This is a genomic window from Paenibacillus sp. VMFN-D1 (genome assembly GCF_003386155.1).
In the GTDB taxonomy this organism is placed as follows: Bacteria; Bacillota; Bacilli; order Paenibacillales; family Paenibacillaceae; genus Paenibacillus_AQ; species Paenibacillus_AQ favisporus.
On record NZ_QRDU01000002.1, the window covers coordinates 399,498 to 421,030 of the forward strand.

Consider the following 21,533-nt stretch of genomic DNA (forward strand, 5'->3'; position numbering starts at 1 on the left):
ATCTGTTTTTTAGATGATAACTATATTAAATGGTTATTTCAGGTCTGGCTCCGATTTGTTTATAATAGAAATTGAGCCGCTTACATTATCGTGAAATGGCTTACATTGCATTGATTGTTCAGATTTCCGTCCAAATATAGATTGAACAATGAAGCGGTTTATTCATTCTATATGACTATTAAAAAATCAAGGCGGAGGTATCACGTTAACGATGATAACCAATAAGAGAGACGAGCAAGCGCAGGGGGCTTGGGAATCGTATTACGGGCCCAATCTGGGGTACGTCCAGGAACAGTACGAACGTTATGTAAATGATCCGGAATCGGTGGACGAAACGTACCGTAAAGTGTTCCAGCTGTGGGGAGCGCCGCCGATGGCGTCTGCCGAGCTGGAGCCGGCTGCGGCACCGAAATCCGTCGCTTTGGATGGCAACCTGCTGAAGAAGGGCGTTGACGCAGGCAAGCTGGTGTGGAACATCCGCACTTATGGACACCTGGCGGCAGACATTGATCCGCTGGGCATTCTCACCAAAGCCGACACACGGGTGCTTGAGCCTGAGCAGTACGGGCTGAGCCAATCCGACCTGGAAGCATTTCCGGCTTCATTGATCTGGGACGGAGCTCCCGATAACGTGAGAACTGGCTGGGAAGCGATCCAGAAACTGCGTCAAACATATACAGGCACGATTGCTTACGAATTCAGCCACGTCCATGAAGTGGAGGAGCGCGTATGGCTTAACCGCCAGGTCGAGAACCAGTCTGTGGTTCCTTTGAACGCAGAGCAGAAAAAGGCGCTGCTCGAAAGACTGGTGGAAGTAGATCAATTCGAGGAGTTCCTTCACAAAACTTTTGTCGGGCAGAAGCGCTTCTCCATCGAAGGAACTGACACGATGGTTCCGATGCTGGATGAGCTTGTCCGCCACATGGTGGACGAAGGTGCGGAGCATATTTTGATGGGCATGGCTCACAGGGGCCGTCTGAACGTGCTGGCTCATGTGCTCGGCAAGCCTTACGATAAAATTTTCGCGGAATTCCATCACTCCCCGAACAAGAAGATGTTCCCTTCGGAAGGATCGATGGGCATCAATTTCGGCTGGACCGGAGATGTGAAATACCATCTGGGTGCGAACCGCACCGTTGAAGGCGGCGACGTCAAAGCCAAGATCACGCTCGCGAACAACCCGAGCCATCTGGAGTACGTTAATCCGGTGGTCGAGGGCTTTGCCCGCGCCGCCCAGGAGGACCGCACCGAGCCGGGATATCCGCAGCAGGACGTAAACAAAGCCGCGACGGTGCTGATTCATGGGGATTCCGCATTCCCAGGCGAAGGCATCGTGGCCGAGACCTTGAACTTCAACAAGCTGCCGGGCTTCCAGAACGGCGGAACGATTCATATTATTGCGAACAACAACATCGGCTTTACGACGGAGAGTAAAGACTCCCGTTCGACGCATTACGCAAGCGACCTGGCGAAAGGTTATGAAATTCCGATCGTTCACGTGAACGCCGACGATCCCGAAGCGTGCATCAACGCGATGCGCCTGGCCAGCGAATACCGCAACAAGTTCAAGAAGGATTTCCTGATTGACTTGGTCGGCTACCGCCGCTACGGCCACAACGAAACGGACGATCCGGATACGACCCAGCCGCTCGTATACCAGAAAGTGAAGACTCATCCGCGGGTTGCCGCCATTTATGCGGATATCCTGATCAAGGAAGGCGTGATCAGCAAGGAAGAATCCGCGCAGATCATCCAGCAGGTTCAGGAGCGTCTGAAGGCGGCATACGACCGGATTAAGGACAAGGAACAGGATCCAGCCAACTCGTATCACCAGACGCCAGCCGAAGAGCGGATCGCCATGATCAAGACGGCCGTGCCGATTGGCAAGCTGCGCAAGATCAATAAGGATCTGCTGAGCCGTCCGGATGACTTCAACGTCTATCCTAAGCTGCAGCGTATTCTGGAGCGCCGGGAAACCGCACTGAACGAAGGGGAAAAGGTGGATTGGGGTCTTGCAGAGACGCTGGCTTTCGCCTCGATCGTCGCGGACGGCAAGCCGATCCGGCTGACCGGTCAGGACGCCGAGCGGGCCACTTTTGCACACCGCAACCTGGTGCTGCATGATACGAAGAACGGCTCGACTTACTGCCCGATTCACCATCTGCCGGACGCCAAGGCATCCTTTGCAATTTACAACAGCCCGCTGTCCGAAGCCGCGGTGCTCGGATTCGAATACGGCTACAACGTGTACTCGCCGGAGACCTTGGTCATTTGGGAAGCCCAGTACGGTGACTTCTCCAACGTGGCACAGGTGATCACCGACCAATTTATTTCGGCCGGCCGCTCTAAATGGGGACAGAAATCGAGCCTTGTGATGCTCCTGCCTCACGGCTACGAAGGCGCCGGACCGGAGCACTCCAGTGCCCGTCTGGAACGGTTCCTGCAGCTCGGCGGGGAAGAGAACTTTACGGTAGCGAACGTTACGACGGCAGCCCAGTACTTCCACTTGCTGCGCCGGCAAGCCGCACTGACCGAAAGCGAAGATGCGCGTCCGCTGATCTTGATGTCGCCGAAGAGCCTGATCCGGAATGCCCGCGTGGCTTCCAGCCCGGCCGAATTCGCCGAAGGCTCCTTCAAGCCTGTGCTGGAACAACCGGGTCTGGGCGCACGTCCGGAGCGCGTTGAGCGCATCGTCCTGTGCAGCGGCAAGATTGCCGTTGAGCTGGAGGAGGCACTGGAGAAGAGCGGCGAGGCGAACGAATGGCTGCACATCCTCCGTGTGGAGCAGCTGTATCCGTTCCCTGAGAAGGAAGTCGCTGGCATTCTGGCCCGCTTTACGAACGTGAAGGAAATTTTGTGGGTACAGGAAGAGCCTGAGAACATGGGAGCATGGCGCTACATCGAGTCCAAGCTCCGCAAGGTGGCGCCGAAGGATACGCCGGTGAACTACAACGGCCGTCCGGAACGCTCCAGTACGGCGAGCGGCTTCCAACAAGTACACGCCTTCGAGCAGCAGCAAATCGTTGCGGCAGCATTAAATCAAAAATCCATTAAACATAACATCACTCTGGGGAGGTAGCGGCAGTGAGCGATATTACAGTACCGGCAATGGGAGAATCCATCACAGAAGGAACGATTTTTAAATGGCATGTGGAGGAAGGCCAGGCAGTCAGCCAGGGCGACGTCCTCCTCGAACTTGAAACGGATAAGGTCAATTTGGAAATCAGTGCCGAAGAAGACGGCGTGGTGGAGAAGATTCTGAGAAAAGACGGGGATACGGTTCAAATCGGTGAAGTGATCGGACGTATGGGCACCGGCGGCGACGCCAAACCGGCATCCGCACCTGCAGCGAAGGAAGAGGCGCCGCAGGCTCAGCAGCCTTCTGCACCGGCTGCGGCACCAGCCCAACCGGCAGCGCCGGCAGCAGCCGAGCCTGCACGTTCCGGCGATGGCGAAGGTTACCTCGCCGCGTCGCCGGCGGCACGCAAGCTGGCCCGCGAACAGGGCATCGACCTGGATCAGGTATCGAGCCGGGATCCGAAAGGCCGCATTTATCCGGACAACGTGAAGAACCATGCAGAAGCTCCGGCAGCGCCACAGGCTGCTGCACCGGCGCCGCAGGCAGCCGCTCCAGCAGCGGTTTCCCAGCCGGGCAAACCGGCGGAACGCACACGCATGTCCCGCCGCCGCGCGACGATCGCCAAACGCCTGGTGGAAGCGCAAAGAACGGCCGCCATGCTGACAACCTTCAACGAGGTGGACATGACGGCGATCATGGACATCCGCAAGCGCCGCAAAGATGCTTTCAAAGAGAAGCATGACATCGGCCTCGGCTTCATGTCCTTCTTCACCAAAGCGGTGGTGGGTGCGCTGAAGAAGTTCCCTCACCTGAACGCGGAGATCGACGGGGAAGACATTATCGTGAAGAAATACTACGATATCGGTATCGCCGTATCGGCCAAAGAAGGCCTCGTCGTACCTGTCGTACGTGATGCCGACCGCCTCAGCTTTGCCGACATCGAAAGAGAGATCGCCACGCTGGCCGGCAAGGCGCGCAGCAATACGCTGGCGCTGTCTGAGCTCCAAGGCGGAACGTTCACGATCACGAACGGCGGAACCTTCGGTTCCCTGCTGTCCACGCCGATCCTGAACGCACCACAAGTTGGTATCCTGGGCATGCACAACATCCAGCTTCGCCCTGTTGCCATCGACGCCGAGCGGATGGAGAACCGTCCAATGATGTATATCGCGCTGTCCTATGACCACCGGATCGTCGACGGCGCTGATGCCGTACGCTTCCTGGTGACGATCAAAGAGATGCTGGAAGATCCGGAATCTCTGCTGCTCGAAGGTTAATATCATATTTTACCTGAACGTATACAACGAAACGGACTGCCTGCAGGCAGTCCGTTTTTTCGTGCGTGTGAGGAGAGGCAGCAATAAGCATTTCATTCCAAACTGAGGGAGGAAATTAGCATGTGGCCATCGATTCGATCATTTCTGGCTATTCCAGACCATTTAACGGGGAAGAACGTCAATATCGCCGTCATTGACGGCATTTTCCCGCACCATCCTGACATTGCATCAAACAAGCGGCGGGACACATATCTGGTCCGTACATCAGACTCTCAGGCGGTGCCTGAACTTCTAGCTGCTGACCAAGGCCCTTGGGATCGAGGGCATCACGGATTAATGAGCGCAGCCGCTGCTGCCGGATCCGGGGAGCTTTCGGAAGGAGAGTATGCTGGGGCAGCACCTGAAGCCCATTTATTTTTGCTCGAAGCAGGAGCGCTCCACACTCCCAAGGATCTTGAAGAGAAAATTGGAGGGGCACTCCTCTGGTTAAAAGCGAACTGGCGCCAATACCGCATTCGCGGGGCTGTTTTGACCGTGAGCGCTTCCAGAGACACCGGGCTGCTGCCTTGGCAGGCTGATCCCGTTCGCAGATTATGCGAGGAGCTGGCCGGCGAAGGGCTGATGTTGGTCTCGGCATGCGGGAATACCCGTGAGCTGATTAGCAACGCACCCGCAGCTGCCCCGTCCGTTTTGTCGGTAGGTGGTGTGATCGTTCCGAAAGATGGGAAGGCGGAGCATGCGCTCCCGTATCCCAATAGCAGAGGCGTGACGTTTGAAAATAAGTGGACTCCGGAAATTTTGGCCCCTGCCGCTAATATCATGCTGCCCACTCCGTTCCAGTCCAGAGAGGAATTTCTGAATCATTTCACTGCCTCATCCGATTCTTTGCCTTGGGGCTATGCCAGGACAGAAGGAACCTCCTTTGCGGCCCCGATGATCTTGGGAGCTGCCGCTTGCATTTGGGAGGCTAGACCAAACTGGTCTTCCCGGCAGGTGAAGTCTGCTCTACTGGCGACCAGCCGAGCCTCGCTCCCGATATGGAACAAACTCCAGGCAGGCGTTGTTGATGTCTATGCAGCTGTGAACTTTGATCATGGAATCGAGCAAATACAGGGGGAGGGGGCTTACGCTTGTTGGCAACGGTGGAAAAGAAAAGGGTTGGCCGACAGGCTGCAAGCGTTGCAGAGTGGTGACACCGATAAAGTGATGAAGTCGCTGCTCTCCTTTTACTCCGATGCCGCCCTAATCGAACTGAAACAACCACTGTATAAATGGCTTCAGCATCCCGATGAAAAAGTTCGCTGCGTGTCTGCCCTGCTGCTGTCGGAACATCCGGAGTGGTACACGACCAAATTGGTACGGGAGGTGCTGCGGGACCCAAGTCCCCATGTTCGCATGGCTGGGGTGTATGCGATCCAGAGGCACCCAGAATGGTGGGATGAGATCACAGAGGAACTCGTTCCATTGCTTGGGGACCCGAGCTTAGATATTCGGTATTGGGCTGTCCGTCTCGCAGCAAACATCAACGATCCACTGTTTGTCCGGCCCTTGATCGCGGGATTAGCTGAGGAAGCAAATCATCAACGGGCTTCCACCTTTGGCGAGCGCTGCAATGCACTGGAACGGATTACAGGTGTACAATTTCCACCCATACCGGAGTGGAGGGAAGGGCAGGGCACCTATTCCGAGCGAAGCACCGAGGCACGCCTGTCCATGACCCGCCGGTGGGAAAATTGGCTGAAGACGCAGGGTGACCAACACAAATAAAGCAGAAGCACCCTCTGGGGTACCCCTGCTGAAATATCAAATACGCTCACGGTATACTTTTGGAAAATATGTTCAGATTCCCCCGAAGGCATGGTACTATCAAAATACGCGCCCCGCGGTCTTCTATGTTAACAGGACAATGGATGGATCGATGTATTGTTGAGGCGTTCGAGCTTGCGGATAATTTCCTTCTGCCACCGGGTGTCTTGCAGCTGCTTCGCCAGGTTTAAAAGGTCAAGATAATCGTCAACCCGCAAGGAAGCGTATTTTTGATCAGGGGCTTTCACCATGGTCGTCGACTCCTTATGATATGTTAATGAATGATAACTCGAGATCATTGTATCACACATTCATTCTCAATGATAATCTTTCTCACTAATTTTTATGAAAAAATTGTTGAATTCGATTCAGTGGAGGAGACCTGCCGATGAACAAACCGTTGAAATGGCTGGAGTGGGCCAAACAGATTCAAGCCGTTGCCCAGACAGGATTGGCATACTCGCGGGACGTATATGACCTGGAACGCTTTGAACAGCTTCGGGCACTGAGCGTAGAGATTATGCGGGAGTACACCAATGTTGAGACCGAACTGTTGACGGCACTTTTTGCCGGGGAAGACGGATACGCCACACCGAAGGTGGATGTGCGAGGGGTGATTTTTCAGGAAAATCAAATTTTGCTTGTCCGCGAAAAGGCCGAAGGGGAATGGTCGCTGCCAGGCGGTTGGGCGGATATCGGGCTGTCGCCTTCCGAAATTGCCGTGAAGGAAGTACGGGAGGAGTCCGGATTTGTGGTTACACCGACCCGGCTCCTGGCCGTGCTCGACAACCTGAAGCATAATCCGCCGGGCCCGTATCATGTGTATAAAATATTCATCGCCTGCGAAATCACCGGCGGCGAAGCGGCTGAGGGGGTAGAGACGAGCGGCGTTCAGTTTTTTGCAGAGGACGACCTTCCCGCCCTTTCGCAAATCCGTAATACGGATGAGCAGATCAGGCTGATGTTTGAATTGATGCGGCATCCGGACAAGGCCCCCGTCTGGGATTAAACATAGCACAAAGACAGGAAAGGATTACATATGCTGCAGACGTTTTTGACTACAGTGTACCAGGTGTTCCTCCCGATATCGCTGCCGGTAATCGGAGGGGCGCTGATCAAGCATTTTAAGCCGATCGATACCAAGCCGATCTCCACGCTGTCCCTGTACCTGCTGAGTCCGGCTCTTATTTTCGAAACGCTGATTGGGGCCGACATCAGCTACGGTGAGATTACGGATACGGTTCTGTTCACGATCCTTAATATGCTGCTGCTGTGGGGGATTGCCGTAGGGATTGGAAAAGCGTGTTCGCTCCCGGCCGCCGAACGGTCAGGCCTCACGCTGACGGCGCTGTTTACGAACTGCGTCAATTATGGTCTGCCGCTGGTGCTGCTGGCTTTTGGGCAAGCGGGGCTGGATAAGGCATCAGTGTACGTTATTCTGCAGATCATCATCGTGAATACGCTGGGCGTGTATTTTGCCGCACGTTCGCAGTTTTCCGTAAAGCAGGCGGCACTGTCGATCTTCAAACTGCCGTCGATCTACGCGGCTGTGCTCGCCGTGATTTGCCGGACAACGCATGTGGAGCTGCCGCAGGAGCTGAATCAAGGAATATCGATGATTTCGGGTGCGTATTCCTCGGTGGCTCTGTTTATTTTGGGGGCGCAGATGGTCAGTGTCAGGAGCGGGAAGTCGGCTTATACGGCAGCGATGAACAAAGCTTTCTACGCCGGTTTGGCGATGCGCCTGGTGATCTCGCCGGTGGCGTCCGCACTGCTCTTATACCTGCTCGGCATTCATGGCGTATTGTTTAACGTTATGCTGGTGCTCAGTTCCATGCCGGCCGCAGTTAACGCGGTCATATTGGCCGAGCAGTTTGATGCGGCCCCCAAAGTCGTGACCCGGTGCATATTATGGACGACGCTCGCTTCCTTTGTGCTGCTGCCGCTGATGATTGGATGGCTTGGTTGATGGGGCAGAAAGTATGCGTTAGTATTGCGCTACGGCCGCTTGCGGTATTTTAAAATGCAGCCGATCATAATCAGCATCAGCACCAGAGACAGCGTATTGGTGATCAGAAACGGAATGCCGACACCGCCCTGTGCGATATGAACGGCATAGACCTCCATCAGGCCGATGCCGGCTACGAGCGAGCCGAACGTTTTCAGGCTCAGATCCGCGACCGATTTGGTCCGGATGACCTGAATAATTTGCGGAATCCAGCCGAACGCCAAAATAAATCCGCCGATGAGCTGCATGACTGCATAAATCATGGCTAACGCCTCCCTTTATGGGGCTATTATATGCCCGGCGGGCTCGTGTCCGTGAATGGACCGGGACAGGTCTGGTACAATAAAGAATAGGATGGATGAATGAAAGGATGACAACATGCTGACGATAACGGAATACGAAGCGGAGAAGATCAAGGACCCGTTCCGCATTTTGCAGGGAACCCGCTATGAATTCAAGCTCGACATCGAGGTGCCTGATGACGATGAGCTTTATACGGAGAATGGACTTTATGTCCGGGTCATTTACAAGGTTGACGAAGACCAATCCGCGATCGTGAAATACGAAATTTATGAAAAAACGACGGGGCAGTATCTCGATTTTGACCTGGAGGAGGACGAAGTGGAGCTGCTCGAAAACTTCTGCCGGGACCACCTGGACGAGGTCGACGAATAACTCTGCGAGCCTCCGCAACTGGAGTGGAGTGATCACGTCATCCGCTGCCGGGTACATTACATATAGGATGAATCTGGGGAGTGATGAGGATGAAGCATACGGTACAGACGGTTCCCTACGGGTACGAGCCTCCGGTGCAAAAGCGTAAGGGGACGCTCATTTATTACGATACGTTTGAAGAGACTGATGAAGAAGGTCTGAATGAAGCGGAGTCTCTGGCCGGCGTGCTATCCTTTTCCAAGCTGGTGCTGTATCCGCTGCATGAGGAGACGGTGCGGAGAATGACCAAGGAACCGGTCAGTCCGTATTACAAACGGGAGAAACGGCTGGAAGCCTGGAGATCTGAAGGGCACGGGAAGACGGTCATCGAGAACTGGGAGGGGCGCCGGAAAAAATACACGCCGGTGGAAGCCGCCCTTCGCCATCTGACGGAGAAATATCCTGCGCCGCATTTTCTGCTGTTGACGCCGGAGATGGCGAATCAGTTTGCCAGCTACAGTACCTTTGGGGAATGGATCGTCAAGCTGAGGCTGCTGCTGACGGAGGAGCCGGAGACGGTGCATCCGAAGCTTGAGCAGTACAGCCACCGCTGGGATACCGCTCAAGGGGCAGTCTCGAAGCAGCGCTGACCTGGTAAGCCGCGCCGGATCGATTCGATGTTTAACGAACTTTTCACGGGGCGTAGCTCCACAAAAGCTGAATACCGCCGCTAAGCGGCAGTCCGCGGTGCATATGGACCCATCGATCATGGGAGGCGCCTGGCGGACTGCCGACTTTTTTTCGGCCATGAACAAGCGTCCCTTAGTCATAACCGCCTTCAGCTGCCGGCAAGGCCTGATAGGCTTCTTTGGCGTTTACGATGGATTGAATGAAATTTCTTAATTCCAACAACGCGATTGCATCGTTGGACAGTTCGCAATTCCGGTCTGTCCACGAGAACGACTCCGTTTTACCATCGACGGTTACCGTCCACTCATCTTCATTGCTTGGCGACTGGGAGCAATTTCGGCTTGTAGCAAATTTCTTCGGTGCTATGATGTTTATTTCTCTCATTTTGCCGTAAATCTCCCGCATTTCATTGGGGGTGAACTTGAGATGAGCCGTTGCGGTACCTTTCGTAATTAGATCTTTCGTTACGGTCCCTTGAAAGGTGTTTATCTCATTTTTAGTGACTTCGCCATAACCAAAACGGACAACGAAATTAAAATCATCCGGCATGTCTGCAGGCATATCGGCCTCAAGATTTGCCATCTCTGCTGACGGTGCAGCGTTACCTTTATCCAAATCAGAATCCTGAGAGCACCCGGCCAGGAACGTCACAGCGATAAGCAGAGATAACCATCCTCTTTTCATTGCACTCCCTCCCCATGTATCTTTTATGACGAGAACCGGACGGCAAGAGTTGCATCCCATGTTCCGCTTAAGCTGCAACCATCGCTGGCACATTCTGTTTCACCAACAAGAAGTGCACTCCCAGCACGGGCAGAATCCCTTCACCACGGTTGCTCATTCCCGGAAACCCCGGTAAACTTATAATTGGATTGAATCAAGTCATTCTCGAAAGTCATCATGTCTATTCCCTAAAGTCAAAGGTTGAATTTACAAATGTGGCGCAGCCTTGGAAGCTGCATGGGCCGCCGCTGAATTTGCATCGTTAGGAGTTCTTATTTATGAGTGTGGAGACCCCTTCTTTGGAACGGGCACAGGAAATGCTGCAAAAATATTACGGCTATCCCGACTTCCGGGAGGGCCAGAAACATATCGTATCCAGCCTCCTGAAGCATCAGGATACGCTGGGCATTATGCCGACGGGCGGAGGCAAGTCGATCTGTTACCAGATTCCGGCGCTGATGCTGCCGGGCCTGACCCTGGTCGTATCGCCGCTGATCTCCCTGATGAAGGATCAGGTCGATGCGCTGACGGCGATGGGCATCGCTGCTGCATACATCAACAGCACGCTGAGCGGCAAGGAAGTGAACGAGCGGATCCGCGCAGCCAAGCGGGGAGAGCTGAAGCTCCTGTACGTGGCGCCGGAGCGGCTTGAGCTCGACTGGTTCCGCGACGAAATGGCCCAGCTGGAAATTTCCTGCGTGGCCGTCGACGAGGCCCACTGCGTGTCGCAGTGGGGGCACGACTTCCGGACGAGCTACCTGTCGGTAGCTCCGTTCGTGGAAGGGCTGCCTGAGCGGCCTATCCTGGCGGCGTTCACCGCGACGGCTACCCCGGAAGTGACCGAAGACATGGTCCGCCTGCTGAGGCTCCAGGAGCCGGAAGTGTTCGTCACCGGGCTGGGCCGGGACAATCTGGCCATGTCGGTGCTGCGCGGGGAGAACAAGCGCGATTTTGTCATGAGCTACGCCGAGGCGCATAACAGCCAGCCAGGGATTATTTACGCGGCGACGCGCAAGGACGTGGACGATTTGTACCAGCGTCTGAGCAGCGTGGGTTTGGCCGCAGGCCGCTATCATGCGGGGATGAGCGATGAAGAGCGCGCCGCCAGCCAGGAGGCATTTCTGTACGACGACATCCGGGTGATGGTTGCCACCAACGCCTTTGGAATGGGTATCGACAAGTCCAACGTCCGTTACGTGATTCACTACAACATGCCGAAAAACATGGAGGCTTACGTCCAGGAGGCCGGACGCGCCGGCCGGGACGGCGAGCCGAGCCAATGTATTCTGCTGTTCAGCCCGCAGGATATTATTACGCAGAAGTTTCTGATTGAGCAGAACCCGCAGGAAACGGACCGCAAATCGAACGAGTACCGCAAGCTTCAGCAAATGGTCGATTACTGTTATACGACCCGCTGCCTGCGCAGCGCGATGCTGGACTATTTCGGCGAGTCTCACGAGGACAAGCCCTGCGGGATTTGCAGTTCCTGTACGGATGACCGCGAGCTGGTCGATATGACGGTCGATGCGCAGAAAATTTTCTCCTGCGTCCACCGGATGCGCGAACGCTTTGGCGTATCGCTGGTGGCGGCGGTGCTGAAGGGCTCGAAGAATAAAAAGGTGCTGCAGTACGGCTTTGACAGCCTGTCCACTTACGGGACGATGGCGAACCGGACGGAGAAGGAAATTTCCGAGATCATTAACGTGCTCGCCTCAGAGGGGTATCTGGCGCTTTCGGAAGGCCAGTATCCGGTGCTGCGGCTGCAGCCGCTGGCGGCCGAAGTGCTGAAGGGCCAGCGGCAGGTGCTGCAGCGCACCGCGCGCCCGGCAGTGGCGCAAACGGGCGGCCGAAGCTCCCGCAGCCGCGACGTCTCGCCGTCGGCGGTCAACGAGACCGTGTTCGAGCAGCTGCGCCTGATCCGGCGCGAGCTCGCGGGTAAGGAGCATGTGCCGTCGTATATTATTTTCAACGATGCGACGCTGCGCGAGATGAGCGTGGTATGCCCGCAGACCGAAGATGAAATGCTGAATATTAAAGGCGTCGGCGAGGTGAAGTTCCGGAAGTACGGCAGACCGTTTCTTGATTTTTTCCAAAATCAGAGCGATGATGCCTACGCTGGCGGATATGATGAATAAGAAGAAGGTCGTGAACCGATGAAAGTCCTGTTATCCACCCTGAATGCCAAATACATCCATACCTGCCTGGCCATCCGCCTGCTCAAGGCATACAGCCAGCATGAATTTGATATCGAGCTGGCCGAGTATACGATCAAAGACCCGGTCATGAACATCGTGTCCGACCTGTTTCAACGGAAACCCGACGTCATCGGGTTCTCCTGCTATATTTGGAATATCGAAGAGACGCTTAAAGTGATCGAGATCGTGAAGAAGGTCATGCCGGAAGTCACGATCGTGCTCGGCGGACCGGAAGTTTCCTATGACACCCAGTATTGGATGGAGCGGATGCCGGCGGTCGATTTCATCGTCATGGGCGACGGCGAAGAGACCTTTCACCATTTGCTGCAGGTGATCGAAGGAGACCGCAAGTTCCATTTTGTCTATGGCGTTGCTTACCGGAAGGGCGACGAAGTGATCATCAACCCGCCGCGGCCGAAGAGCGACCTCAATACGCTGCCCACGCCGCACCGTTTTCCCGAAGATATCCCGAATTTGGGGAAGCGAATCGTCTACTTCGAGACGAGCCGCGGGTGTCCGTTCCAGTGCCAGTTCTGCCTTTCCAGCATTGAGAACGGCGTCCGGTATTACGACATCGAGCGGGTGAAGTCCGATATTACGTATTTGATCGATCACGGCGCGAAGATCATCAAGTTTCTGGACCGCACGTTTAACATTAACCATCAGTATGCGCTGGAGATGTTTGATTTTCTCATTAAAAATAACCGCGGCTGCGTGTTCCAGTTCGAAATTACGGCGGACATCATGCGTCCCGAAGTGCTGCAATATCTAGCCGACAACGCGCCCCCGGGGATTTTCCGGTTCGAAATCGGCGTACAGTCGACGAACGATCCGACCAACGTCATCGTCAAGCGGCGGCAAAATTTCGAGAAGCTGTCCCGGACCGTCAGCATCATTAAAAACAGCGGCAAAATCGACCAGCATTTGGATCTGATCGCCGGTCTGCCGGAAGAAGATTATGAAACGTTCCGTAAGACGTTTAACGACGTGTTTGCCCTGGGACCGGAAGAGCTGCAGCTCGGTTTTCTGAAAATGCTGCGGGGCACCGGCCTGCGCCGCGATGCCGGCAAGTACGATTACACGTACATGGATCAGGCGCCTTACGAAATTCTTGGCAGCCATAAGCTGCCATTTGCCGACATCGTCCGGCTTAAGCGGCTGGAGGATGTGCTTGAGAAATACTGGAATGCGCACCGGATGGATCATACGCTGAACTATCTCATGACCCATGAATTTCCGTCACCGTTCGACTTCTTCCAGGAATTCGGCGACTATTGGGAAGGGCAGGGCTGGCAGAAGATCGGCCATCAGCTCGAGGACCTGTTCACGCGTCTGGCCGCCTTCCTGAAGCAGCGGGAGACGAAGCGCATGGATGTGATTCTGGGGCTGATGAAGCTGGATTACTTCCTCAACCATAAGTACAAGCCGCGTAAAATTTGGTGGGAGCAGCCGCTCGCCAAGGACGATTGGAGCAGCCTGATGCGAAAGGTTACGGAGCATCCGGAGCTCGTCTCGGGGAACTTCGCTTCCCTGGGCTTGTCCGAACGGGAGCTTCAAAAGCATGCAGTGCTTGAAGTGCTGCCGTTTGCGCTGGATGACTTGCTGGCCGGCAGAGACGACGGAGCGGAGGCTTCCGGGGGGACGGTGCTGATCGTACTGTACCAGCAGAACGAGAGCGAACTGCCTGTGTTCTATACGATGAAGCTGCAGCCGGCGGAGTTGCTGTAATTGAACGCGTTAAGATCGGCAAATTTTGAGCGTCGATAATATGCAAAGAAAAGCCGCTGCACGGGGTTATGACCACCGTGCAGCGGCTTTTGTTCATTCAGGCCTTGAACCTGCGGGTATTTCTTCGAAGTAGGGGAAGGGCACTACACATGCCGCTCCAACCAATCGAGCAGCTCGGTCATGACCTCGTCCCGGTTCATCTCGTTCAGCATTTCATGGCGTCCGTTCGGGTACAGCCTGCATTCCACGTCCTTGATGCCGATGCTGCGATAAATGTCCTCCAGCCGCCGGACGCCCTTGCCTTGTTCCCCGACCGGATCGAGTTCCCCGCTGAAGAGGTACACCGGCTTATCCCGGGGAATGCCGTCATAGCTGCCGGGATTTTGAATATCCTGCAGCAGGCTGAAGAAGTCGTAGAAGAATGAGGTCGTGCAAATGGCTCCGCAGTACGGATCTTCAATGTATTTATCGACTTCCTTCGGATCCCGGGAGAGCCAGTCAAACCGCGTCCGGGTCGGGGCAAAGCTGCGGTTGTAGCTGCCGAAGACCATTGCGTTCAGCAGGACGCTGCGGTGCGACTCTCCCTGGAGTGCACCCTGCAGCCTGGCGACCGCTTTGCCGGCGTTCAGCATGCTCCGCGGGCCGTTCGTGCCGGACAGAATAAAGCCGGTATACGGTCCACCGTCCGTCTCCATCACCCGCTGCACGAGGAACGACCCCATGCTGTGCCCCATCAAAAAATGGGGAATATCCGGGTGCCGGTCACGAACGATACCGCCGAGCTGCTGAATGTCCTGGAGCATATGCCGGAAGCCGTCCTTGCCGGTATGGCCGAGCCGCTCCACACTGCCGGCGGTCAAGCCGTGCCCGCGCTGGTCGTGGGCATATACGGCATAGCGGAACCGCGTGAGCAGCGCGGCTAGCCGCTTGTAGCGTTCGGCCGTTTCGCACATGCCGTGGGTGATCTGCAGGACGGCCTTCACTCCAGCCGGCTCGTCGGGAAGCCAGGCATAGACATGGATCTGCGTGCCCAGCGGATCCGTCATCGTAAACGTTTGTTCCCGCAATGGAGGTCACTCCTTCATTCTTTCGTGAATGACAGATGAATCAGAAGAAATGCCCCGCGCCTTATAGGCTTAAGGCAGGTAGGAACGAAGAACGGTAGCATTTCCTTTTAGCTCATATTGACCGAGATTAGCCGGTAGCAGGAAGCACTGGCCGGCTTTGTAGTCCTGCGAGCCGCCGTCCCAGGCGATGGAGCCGCTGCCGTCGCATACGACCAAGATGGTGAAGCTGTCCGGCGTGGTGGAGAGGCTCCAGGCTCCGTCCACGATTCCCTTTTCCACGATGAAATAAGGGGACTTCGCCAGCTGCAGCCATTCGCCTGCAGCGCTGCCGGCGGTCTTCATCGTTGTGGCGCCGGATCCTTCATAGGCGATGACGTTCAGCGAATCTTCAATGTGCAGCTCGCGCGGCTTGCCGTCCAATCCCGGACGGTTGTAGTCGTAGAGGCGATATGTCGTATCGGAGTTCTGCTGGATTTCAGCCACGACGACACCGGCGCACAGCGCATGCACCGTGCCGGCAGGGATATAGAACGTGTCTCCGGCTTCGACGGAAACTTCCTGCAGGCTGTCCATGACGGTTCCGTTCTCGAGCGCTTCTTTCATTGCCTCACGTGTAACACCTTCCTTAAGGCCGTAGATGATTTTGGCGTCCGGCTTGGCGTCCAGCACGTACCACATTTCCGTCTTGCCGAGCTCGCCTTTCGGCAGCCCCTCATAGTCGTCAGTCGGATGCACTTGGACCGACAGGTCGTCATTGCAGTCCAGCAGCTTGATCAGGAGCGGGAAACGGCCGTTTTTCTCGGAAAATCCCTTGGCGCCGAACCATTCCTTGCCGAATTGTTCGCGGACCTGGTCCAGGCCTTGGCCTTTCAGCTCGCCGTTAATCACGGTTGTCGTGCCGTTCGGATGATCGGCGATCATCCAGCCCTCGCCGATATGTCCCTCCGGAATCTGCAGCCCGAACTGCTCGAGCGCCCGGCCTCCCCATACGCGTTCTTTAAACTCCGGCTGAAATAATAATGGATAAGGTTGTGTCATGTCTTCATCGTTCCTTTCTTGGGTTCGTGTGATCGCTTGGGATAAACCGCTACTATGTAAAACAATACCTTGGGCCGGGCTGATCCCCTTGGACCGGAATCCATCCGGATGAAGAGGGCGCCGGGCCCCGGGCACAAACGGTTTCAAAGTGTTCAGCATGCCGCGACGCCTGGTGGGCGGAAGCTCGCGGCACGAGCGGCATAAGCGGCCAGCGCGCTATTTTTTCTCCAGCGCAATGACATAAGGGGCATCCGCGCGCTGCAGCTGCCTGTATATGACGGCCTGGGCCGACGACTGCGGCAGGGCGGTGGCCCAAGCCGTTACCTCCTGGGCCTCCAGATCGCCGCCGGCATGGCCCGGATACAGCACGGCCGTCATAATGCCCCGCCGTCTCAGCAGGGACAATCCGGCTTCCAGCGCTTCAATCGTGCTGTCCGGCGTGGTGATGACGCCTTTGTCCGCCTCCTCGGCAGGCAGGTAGCCGAGGTTGAACATCACCGCCCCGACCCGGCCGTGGACGCCTTCCGGCAGCGCCTCCCGCATCGCGGCATGGCTCTGCAGGTACAGCGTCACCGGAGCGATCCGCTCCGGTGCTTCCTGCGCCAGCCGCTGCCGGGTCAGGGTCAGCGCCTGCTCCTGCACGTCAAAGCCGTAGACGTGCCCCTTGGGTCCGGCCGTCTTGGCCAGAAAGAGCGTATCGGCCCCTGTACCGATCGTGGCATCCACGGCAATATCCCCGGGACTCAGACGCTCGGCGATTTGTTTGTGGGCAAAGCTAAGAACGGAAAGAAACCCCATGCTATACTTTCCTCCAATACTTACCCTGCCAGCTGTCTCGTGCCTCGAGCTCGGCGTCGATGCCGTTCAGCACTTCCCATTTCTCCTGAGACCACATTGGGCCGATCAGCAGCTTCCGCGGAGCGTCGCCCGTCAGGCGGTGAACGATCATTTCGGGCGGCAGAAATTCAAGCGTGTCCGCCACCAGCTTAATATATTCATCCTGTTCCAGGAAGCGGAGCAGATCCGCTTCATACTGCCTGACCATCGGCGTGCCCTTCATCAGGTGAAGCAGATGGATTTTGATGCCTTGAACGTCCATGTTAGCCACGGCACGCCCGGTCTCCAGCATCATTTCGTGGGTTTCCTGCGGCAGGCCGTAAATGATATGCGCGCATACCCGGATGCCATGCCTCCGCAGCTTCTCCACGGCGTCGATGAAGCACTGGGTGTCATGCGCACGGTTGATCAGATCGGACGTCTCCTGGTGAATGGTTTGCAGCCCCATTTCGACCCACAGATAGGTCCGCTCGTTCAGCTCGGCCAAATACTCGATCACATCGTCCGGCAGGCAGTCCGGCCGCGTGGCGATGGATAAGCCGACAACGCCCGGCTGTTCCAAAATGACTTCATAGTACTCGCGCAGCACATCGACGGGGGCGTACGTGTTGGTATAGGCCTGGAAATAACCGATATATCGGGCGTGCGGCCACTTCTCATGCTGTTTGTCCCGGATGCTGTTAAACTGGGTGATCAGGTCGTCGCGCCGGCTGCCGGCAAAGTCGCCCGAGCCCCGGGCGCTGCAGAAGGTGCAGCCGCCCCTCGCGATTGAACCGTCACGGTTGGGGCAGGTGAATCCGGCATCCAGCATGACCTTGAACACTTTATCGTTAAACTGTTCCCGCATCTCGTAATTCCACGTATGGAATCTTTTATCGCCCCACAGCAGGGGAGAAGAAAGGGTTGGGCTGTTCATGGATGGTACTCCTTTATTGTGCATTGCGGCTTACGCTTGCTCTATTGTAACAAAAATCAGGCCTAAAGGGTATGAGGAGGCCCGTGGGAAACGCTGAGACTTACGGGCTTTTCTCCCCTTGGATTTTGAGCCGTTATTTAATATAGAGGTTCTCCATGAATCGGGGCGAAATACCCGGATATTTCAGGTTCATAGACTGCAAAAAAATGTTTCAAAAACAGCGCCGCTATGCCGCTAATCAGGCGAATATTCCATTGATAAAACTTACATGAAGTGTTATATTTTAATTAGCGTCAGCACCCCGGTTTCGGGGTAAATATCTTATAGAATTCATAAAAGCGTGACGTCATGGCCAACATATTAACCGTGAGGTGATAATGATGAATTCTTCAACTGCTGAGACACAAGGTAAAGGCAAGATTTCTGTAGAGCTGACTCCTGATGAGGCGCTTGCCCTGACAGGCGTAGAGTTTAACGGCAATCCGGAAGTGAAAGCGGCTGCCCGCCGAAAAATTCGCAACGCCTTCGAAAAGACATTTGATTTTCAGCATCAAGATGCGGTAGACTATCAACAATGAAACCGTTGGACCCCAATTCCAAATAGATAATGGAAAAGAATTCCGAATTCCTCGTGTTCGCATGAGAGAGACCGGGATTCTTTTTCTTTTGGGGCGAGTCAAGCTTTCCCTCTTTACATTTCGGCTTAAGTTCGGCACAATATTGCAGTAGCCGCAAGTGCCGCGGCAGGACGGAAGTATAACTAGCGGAGGTATGAGATGCGTTTACGCGGAAGAAAAGGAATCCGGGAAAGTCTGGAAGAACAGCAGGGCTTCGTCGTTCTGGACCCCCGGTCGTATAAAGGAAAATGGTCATCGCTCTTTGGCAACGACCGGCCGATCTACGTGGAGTTTGGCATGGGCAAAGGACAGTTTATCAGCCAGATGAGCTATCGCAACCCGGACATTAATTTTATAGGCATCGATATGTATGATGAACTCATTCGCCGGGCCAGCGAGAAAGCCAAGCTCGCCTGGGCCGAACGGGAGGTCGAATATCCGCCGAATCTGCGGCTGGCGTTGGCCAATGTCGAATATGCGGAGGAAGTGTTCGCGCCGGGAGAACTCGAGCGGATTTTCCTGAATTTCAGCGATCCATGGCCGAAGGCCAGACATGCCCGCCGCCGTTTGACACATCCCCGTTTCCTCGACAAATACTGCGGTCTGCTCAACGATAACGGTGAAATTCATCTGAAGACCGACTCGCAGACGCTGTTTGAATTTTCGCTGAATTCCTTTGCGGATTACGGTCTGCAGATGACGAACATCTCGCTGAATCTGCACCGCGAAGGACCGAACGAAGAGCATGTCATGACCGAGTATGAGACTAAATTTGTAAGTCAGGGCATCAACATTCACCGCTGCGAAGTGATTGTGGGCAAGGAAGCGCTGAGCCGGTATCAGAAACAGCGGCTCGACAAATACGGACTGCGGCCGGACAAGCCGGGGCAGCCGGAAGAGGCCTCCAGCGAACAACCATAAATACAAAATAAGGTGCCTTCCCTCAGGAAGGCACCTTATTTGATTCCAGCATGTCGATGATGCTCTGGGCGCTTTGCATCGGCCGGTAGCGGTCAATGCTCTTCAGCTGCTCTTCGCGGCGCTGCTGGATCGAATCGTATTCGTGGATCAATTTGTTCATCCACTTGGTGATGACCTCCAGAGAGGAAATCGGCTCTCCAAGGCCCTGGGCGGTGAAGTACTGGCAGTTCTCTTCTTCCTGTCCGGGAAGCGGGTGATGGAAGAGCATCGGAATGCCCTTGGCCAAACCTTCCGTACAGGTCATACCGCCAGGCTTCGTCACGAGCAGATCGGAAACCTCCATCAGCTTATCGACCTCGGGGGTAAACCCGATCAGCCGGATGTTGGGATGGTTGTAGCTTGGATCCTGTTCGAGCTTGCGGAGGACCTTCTCGTTGTTGCCGAGGCAGAACACGATTTGAATCTGGTCCCTCCAGCGGGTCAGGTAATTATTGATGACTTCGTCATTCATAATGCCCCATCCGCCGCCCATGACCATCACCGTGGGCATGTTCTTCAGCCCGAACTTCTCCCGGATCTCTTCCTTGACCGGATGCTCCCAGAAGTTCGGATGCACCGGAATACCGGTGACCTCGATTTTGGAGGCGGCGACGCCCTGCTCCAGCATCTTCGATTTCACTTCCTGGGTGGAGACCAGGTAGCGGTCCACTTCCGGGCTGATCCAGGTGCCGTGGGCATCGTAATCCGTGATAACCGTGCACAGCGGAATGTTCGAACCGAGCCGTTTCAAGCGGGAAATGACCGCGCTCGGAATCGGATGCGTGCAGACGACGATGTCGGGCCGCAGCTGATTGACGATATTTTTGGTATGTGTATAAAAAATGCGGTGAAGCGCTAATGTCGTAAACCGGTTCAGTGACTTTTTATACTGGTGCCTGTACATCATTCCAACCAGCCTCGGCTGCGAAAGAACGGTCTTCTTGTAGGCGGTAATAATGAGCGGTGCGACCTTGGGATTCAGGAAGCTTCCGAGCTCAAGCACTTTGGTTTGCACACTCGGCGACAGCTTGCGCAGACTGCTTGAGAGTGCGTAAGCCGCTCGAGTATGTCCCGCACCGAAGCCTTCAGATAATAACAATACTCTTTTTTTCATCACTCTCAATTCACCTGTTCCTGCATGTTTTTCCTTATACCCACCATATCGACTTTAGGGCCACAATGCAACTGTTGCTGTAGCTACGGAAGTACCAATTACAGCTCCCGCAAGCACATCGGATGGGTAATGAAGTCCCAAATACATCCGGGAAAATCCGACCACGAGGCTTAAAGCCAAAAAAAGCGCGGTCCACTCAGGATGCCCGATCATCATAGGAACTGCCAAGGAAAATGCTGCCGTCGTATGCCCGGATGGAAACGAATGGTCCACCAGCGGCTTACGAAAGGTGCGGGTTCCCGGCAGGGCGAGATGCGGCCTGACCCGGGGGTACATCTTCTTGGCTGCCGCAACCGGGATGTGGCTGACGGCCAGAGCGACGGCGGCCTGGGCGCCTTGGGTGCTCCATGACGGCGGGGCCAGGCCCCAGCACAGGAGGCAGGCACAGATCGTAAACGTAGCCCCTCCGAGATGCGTTAAATAATACAGCCAGAAATTGAAAAAACGATTATGAAGACGTCCGTTGATCCATTGGAAAAGACGCCGGTCCCATAATTGAAGTTTCTTGAACAAACGTCTCATTCCATCCCTCCGTGTACAGCCAATCTTCTATGAAATAATGGCAGATCATGGACAACTCATGCGATGTTTTTCTAAATTTTATCATATTTCCGAAGGGAGCAGAAACTATAACTTCGTAAGTCCCCTTCTTATAATATATAACCCAGTTCAGGGTCGTTATTTGACACCGCCCGAGAACTTTGTCGGGAATCGGCCGATCTTGTCCAAAGCCATTTTTCGCGGAAAAATGGGGCCCGGCAAGG

Annotated in this window: 20 protein-coding genes; 11 read left to right on the forward strand and 9 right to left on the reverse strand. The window is 55.1% G+C overall.

Translation table 11 applies throughout. From position 1 onward, the window contains the following. Positions 1 to 211 precede the first annotated feature (211 nt). The 3 genes from C7820_RS17350 (at position 212) to C7820_RS17360 (ending at position 6,123) form a co-directional block, all read left to right on the forward strand. Positions 212 to 3,079, forward strand: coding sequence for a 2-oxoglutarate dehydrogenase E1 component (locus tag C7820_RS17350; protein WP_116232121.1), 2,868 nt, complete (start codon positions 212 to 214; stop codon positions 3,077 to 3,079). A gap of 5 nt (positions 3,080 to 3,084) precedes the next feature. Continuing rightward, positions 3,085 to 4,356: a 2-oxoglutarate dehydrogenase complex dihydrolipoyllysine-residue succinyltransferase gene (gene odhB / locus C7820_RS17355; RefSeq protein ID WP_116232122.1), complete on the forward strand. Its 1,272-nt coding sequence runs from the start codon at positions 3,085 to 3,087 to the stop codon at positions 4,354 to 4,356. A 120-nt stretch (positions 4,357 to 4,476) separates the two neighbouring features. Next, entirely contained in the window at positions 4,477 to 6,123 is a 1,647-nt protein-coding gene (locus tag C7820_RS17360; protein WP_116232123.1) for a S8 family serine peptidase, read from the forward strand. Positions 6,124 to 6,251: 128 nt separating this feature from the next. Here C7820_RS17360 and C7820_RS33500 read toward each other — a convergent pair whose 3' ends face one another. Further along, positions 6,252 to 6,413 (reverse strand): hypothetical protein, encoded by a 162-nt coding sequence (locus C7820_RS33500; protein WP_163878816.1) that lies wholly within the window; start codon positions 6,411 to 6,413, stop codon positions 6,252 to 6,254. Between the two features lie 137 nt (positions 6,414 to 6,550). Here C7820_RS33500 and C7820_RS17365 point away from each other — a divergent pair, with 137 nt between their 5' ends. Then, positions 6,551 to 7,171, forward strand: a complete 621-nt coding sequence (locus C7820_RS17365; protein ID WP_116232124.1) for an NUDIX hydrolase — start codon at positions 6,551 to 6,553, stop codon at positions 7,169 to 7,171. Between the two features lie 30 nt (positions 7,172 to 7,201). After that, on the forward strand, positions 7,202 to 8,131 hold the full coding sequence (locus C7820_RS17370) for an AEC family transporter (protein WP_116232125.1): 930 nt from the start codon (positions 7,202 to 7,204) through the stop codon (positions 8,129 to 8,131). A 29-nt stretch (positions 8,132 to 8,160) separates the two neighbouring features. Here C7820_RS17370 and C7820_RS17375 read toward each other — a convergent pair whose 3' ends face one another. Continuing rightward, entirely contained in the window at positions 8,161 to 8,433 is a 273-nt protein-coding gene (locus tag C7820_RS17375; RefSeq protein WP_076173260.1) for a SemiSWEET family sugar transporter, read from the reverse strand. A 115-nt stretch (positions 8,434 to 8,548) separates the two neighbouring features. Between C7820_RS17375 and C7820_RS17380 the strand changes: the two genes are divergently transcribed. Next, positions 8,549 to 8,845 (forward strand): DUF6509 family protein, encoded by a 297-nt coding sequence (locus C7820_RS17380; protein WP_116232126.1) that lies wholly within the window; start codon positions 8,549 to 8,551, stop codon positions 8,843 to 8,845. Between the two features lie 89 nt (positions 8,846 to 8,934). Continuing rightward, positions 8,935 to 9,474 (forward strand): hypothetical protein, encoded by a 540-nt coding sequence (locus C7820_RS17385; protein WP_116232127.1) that lies wholly within the window; start codon positions 8,935 to 8,937, stop codon positions 9,472 to 9,474. Positions 9,475 to 9,646: 172 nt separating this feature from the next. Here the strand turns inward: C7820_RS17385 and C7820_RS17390 are convergent, their stop codons facing one another. Next, positions 9,647 to 10,198, reverse strand: a complete 552-nt coding sequence (locus tag C7820_RS17390) for a hypothetical protein (protein ID WP_116232128.1) — start codon at positions 10,196 to 10,198, stop codon at positions 9,647 to 9,649. Positions 10,199 to 10,515: 317 nt separating this feature from the next. On the opposite strand from C7820_RS17390, the gene recQ reads away from it, so the two are divergent. Both recQ and C7820_RS17400 read left to right on the forward strand, forming a co-directional pair. Beyond that, positions 10,516 to 12,372, forward strand: a complete 1,857-nt coding sequence (gene recQ / locus C7820_RS17395) for a DNA helicase RecQ (RefSeq protein WP_116232129.1) — start codon at positions 10,516 to 10,518, stop codon at positions 12,370 to 12,372. An 18-nt stretch (positions 12,373 to 12,390) separates the two neighbouring features. Next, positions 12,391 to 14,160 (forward strand): B12-binding domain-containing radical SAM protein, encoded by a 1,770-nt coding sequence (locus C7820_RS17400; RefSeq protein ID WP_116232130.1) that lies wholly within the window; start codon positions 12,391 to 12,393, stop codon positions 14,158 to 14,160. A 143-nt stretch (positions 14,161 to 14,303) separates the two neighbouring features. On the opposite strand, the gene C7820_RS17405 is transcribed toward C7820_RS17400, so the two are convergent. The 4 genes from C7820_RS17405 to mnmL form a co-directional block, all read right to left on the reverse strand. Further along, complete coding sequence (locus C7820_RS17405; protein ID WP_181909101.1) at positions 14,304 to 15,227, reverse strand: alpha/beta fold hydrolase; 924 nt, start codon at positions 15,225 to 15,227, stop codon at positions 14,304 to 14,306. Positions 15,228 to 15,296: 69 nt separating this feature from the next. Continuing rightward, the gene (locus C7820_RS17410; protein ID WP_116232131.1) at positions 15,297 to 16,265 is read right to left on the reverse strand and encodes a type I phosphomannose isomerase catalytic subunit; all 969 of its coding nucleotides are present in this window, start codon (positions 16,263 to 16,265) and stop codon (positions 15,297 to 15,299) included. A gap of 216 nt (positions 16,266 to 16,481) precedes the next feature. Beyond that, positions 16,482 to 17,063 carry a tRNA 5-(aminomethyl)-2-thiouridylate-methyltransferase MnmM gene (mnmM, locus tag C7820_RS17415; protein ID WP_116232132.1) on the reverse strand — a complete coding sequence of 194 codons (582 nt, stop codon included), beginning with the start codon at positions 17,061 to 17,063 and terminating at the stop codon, positions 16,482 to 16,484. Between the two features lies 1 nt (position 17,064). Continuing rightward, positions 17,065 to 18,018, reverse strand: a complete 954-nt coding sequence (gene mnmL / locus C7820_RS17420) for a tRNA modification radical SAM protein MnmL/YtqA (RefSeq protein WP_076173252.1) — start codon at positions 18,016 to 18,018, stop codon at positions 17,065 to 17,067. 380 nt (positions 18,019 to 18,398) lie between these two features. Between mnmL and C7820_RS17425 the strand changes: the two genes are divergently transcribed. Both C7820_RS17425 and trmB read left to right on the forward strand, forming a co-directional pair. Beyond that, positions 18,399 to 18,596 carry a hypothetical protein gene (locus C7820_RS17425; protein ID WP_076173251.1) on the forward strand — a complete coding sequence of 66 codons (198 nt, stop codon included), beginning with the start codon at positions 18,399 to 18,401 and terminating at the stop codon, positions 18,594 to 18,596. A 198-nt stretch (positions 18,597 to 18,794) separates the two neighbouring features. Then, a complete protein-coding gene (gene trmB / locus C7820_RS17430; protein WP_116232133.1) occupies positions 18,795 to 19,556 on the forward strand; it encodes a tRNA (guanosine(46)-N7)-methyltransferase TrmB in 762 nt (253 codons plus the stop codon). Between the two features lie 22 nt (positions 19,557 to 19,578). On the opposite strand, the gene C7820_RS17435 is transcribed toward trmB, so the two are convergent. Next, complete coding sequence (locus C7820_RS17435) at positions 19,579 to 20,712, reverse strand: MGDG synthase family glycosyltransferase (protein WP_116232134.1); 1,134 nt, start codon at positions 20,710 to 20,712, stop codon at positions 19,579 to 19,581. 51 nt (positions 20,713 to 20,763) lie between these two features. After that, positions 20,764 to 21,291, reverse strand: coding sequence for a phosphatase PAP2 family protein (locus tag C7820_RS17440; RefSeq protein WP_076173248.1), 528 nt, complete (start codon positions 21,289 to 21,291; stop codon positions 20,764 to 20,766). Positions 21,292 to 21,533: the final 242 nt, after the last annotated feature.

Excerpts from the sequence above, each read along its gene's own strand:
- C7820_RS17350 (WP_116232121.1), top strand. The coding sequence starts at position 212 with ATGATAACCAATAAGAGAGACGAGCAAGCGCAGGGGGCTTGGGAATCG.
- C7820_RS17360 (WP_116232123.1), top strand. The coding sequence starts at position 4,477 with ATGTGGCCATCGATTCGATCATTTCTGGCTATTCCAGACCATTTAACG.
- C7820_RS33500 (WP_163878816.1), bottom strand. The coding sequence starts at position 6,413 with ATGGTGAAAGCCCCTGATCAAAAATACGCTTCCTTGCGGGTTGACGAT.
- C7820_RS17365 (WP_116232124.1), top strand. The coding sequence starts at position 6,551 with ATGAACAAACCGTTGAAATGGCTGGAGTGGGCCAAACAGATTCAAGCC.
- C7820_RS17370 (WP_116232125.1), top strand. The coding sequence starts at position 7,202 with ATGCTGCAGACGTTTTTGACTACAGTGTACCAGGTGTTCCTCCCGATA.
- C7820_RS17375 (WP_076173260.1), bottom strand. The coding sequence starts at position 8,433 with ATGATTTATGCAGTCATGCAGCTCATCGGCGGATTTATTTTGGCGTTC.
- C7820_RS17380 (WP_116232126.1), top strand. The coding sequence starts at position 8,549 with ATGCTGACGATAACGGAATACGAAGCGGAGAAGATCAAGGACCCGTTC.
- C7820_RS17385 (WP_116232127.1), top strand. The coding sequence starts at position 8,935 with ATGAAGCATACGGTACAGACGGTTCCCTACGGGTACGAGCCTCCGGTG.
- C7820_RS17390 (WP_116232128.1), bottom strand. The coding sequence starts at position 10,198 with ATGAAAAGAGGATGGTTATCTCTGCTTATCGCTGTGACGTTCCTGGCC.
- recQ (WP_116232129.1), top strand. The coding sequence starts at position 10,516 with ATGAGTGTGGAGACCCCTTCTTTGGAACGGGCACAGGAAATGCTGCAA.
- C7820_RS17400 (WP_116232130.1), top strand. The coding sequence starts at position 12,391 with ATGAAAGTCCTGTTATCCACCCTGAATGCCAAATACATCCATACCTGC.
- C7820_RS17410 (WP_116232131.1), bottom strand. The coding sequence starts at position 16,265 with ATGACACAACCTTATCCATTATTATTTCAGCCGGAGTTTAAAGAACGC.
- mnmM (WP_116232132.1), bottom strand. The coding sequence starts at position 17,063 with ATGGGGTTTCTTTCCGTTCTTAGCTTTGCCCACAAACAAATCGCCGAG.
- mnmL (WP_076173252.1), bottom strand. The coding sequence starts at position 18,018 with ATGAACAGCCCAACCCTTTCTTCTCCCCTGCTGTGGGGCGATAAAAGA.
- C7820_RS17425 (WP_076173251.1), top strand. The coding sequence starts at position 18,399 with ATGAATTCTTCAACTGCTGAGACACAAGGTAAAGGCAAGATTTCTGTA.
- trmB (WP_116232133.1), top strand. The coding sequence starts at position 18,795 with ATGCGTTTACGCGGAAGAAAAGGAATCCGGGAAAGTCTGGAAGAACAG.
- C7820_RS17440 (WP_076173248.1), bottom strand. The coding sequence starts at position 21,291 with ATGAGACGTTTGTTCAAGAAACTTCAATTATGGGACCGGCGTCTTTTC.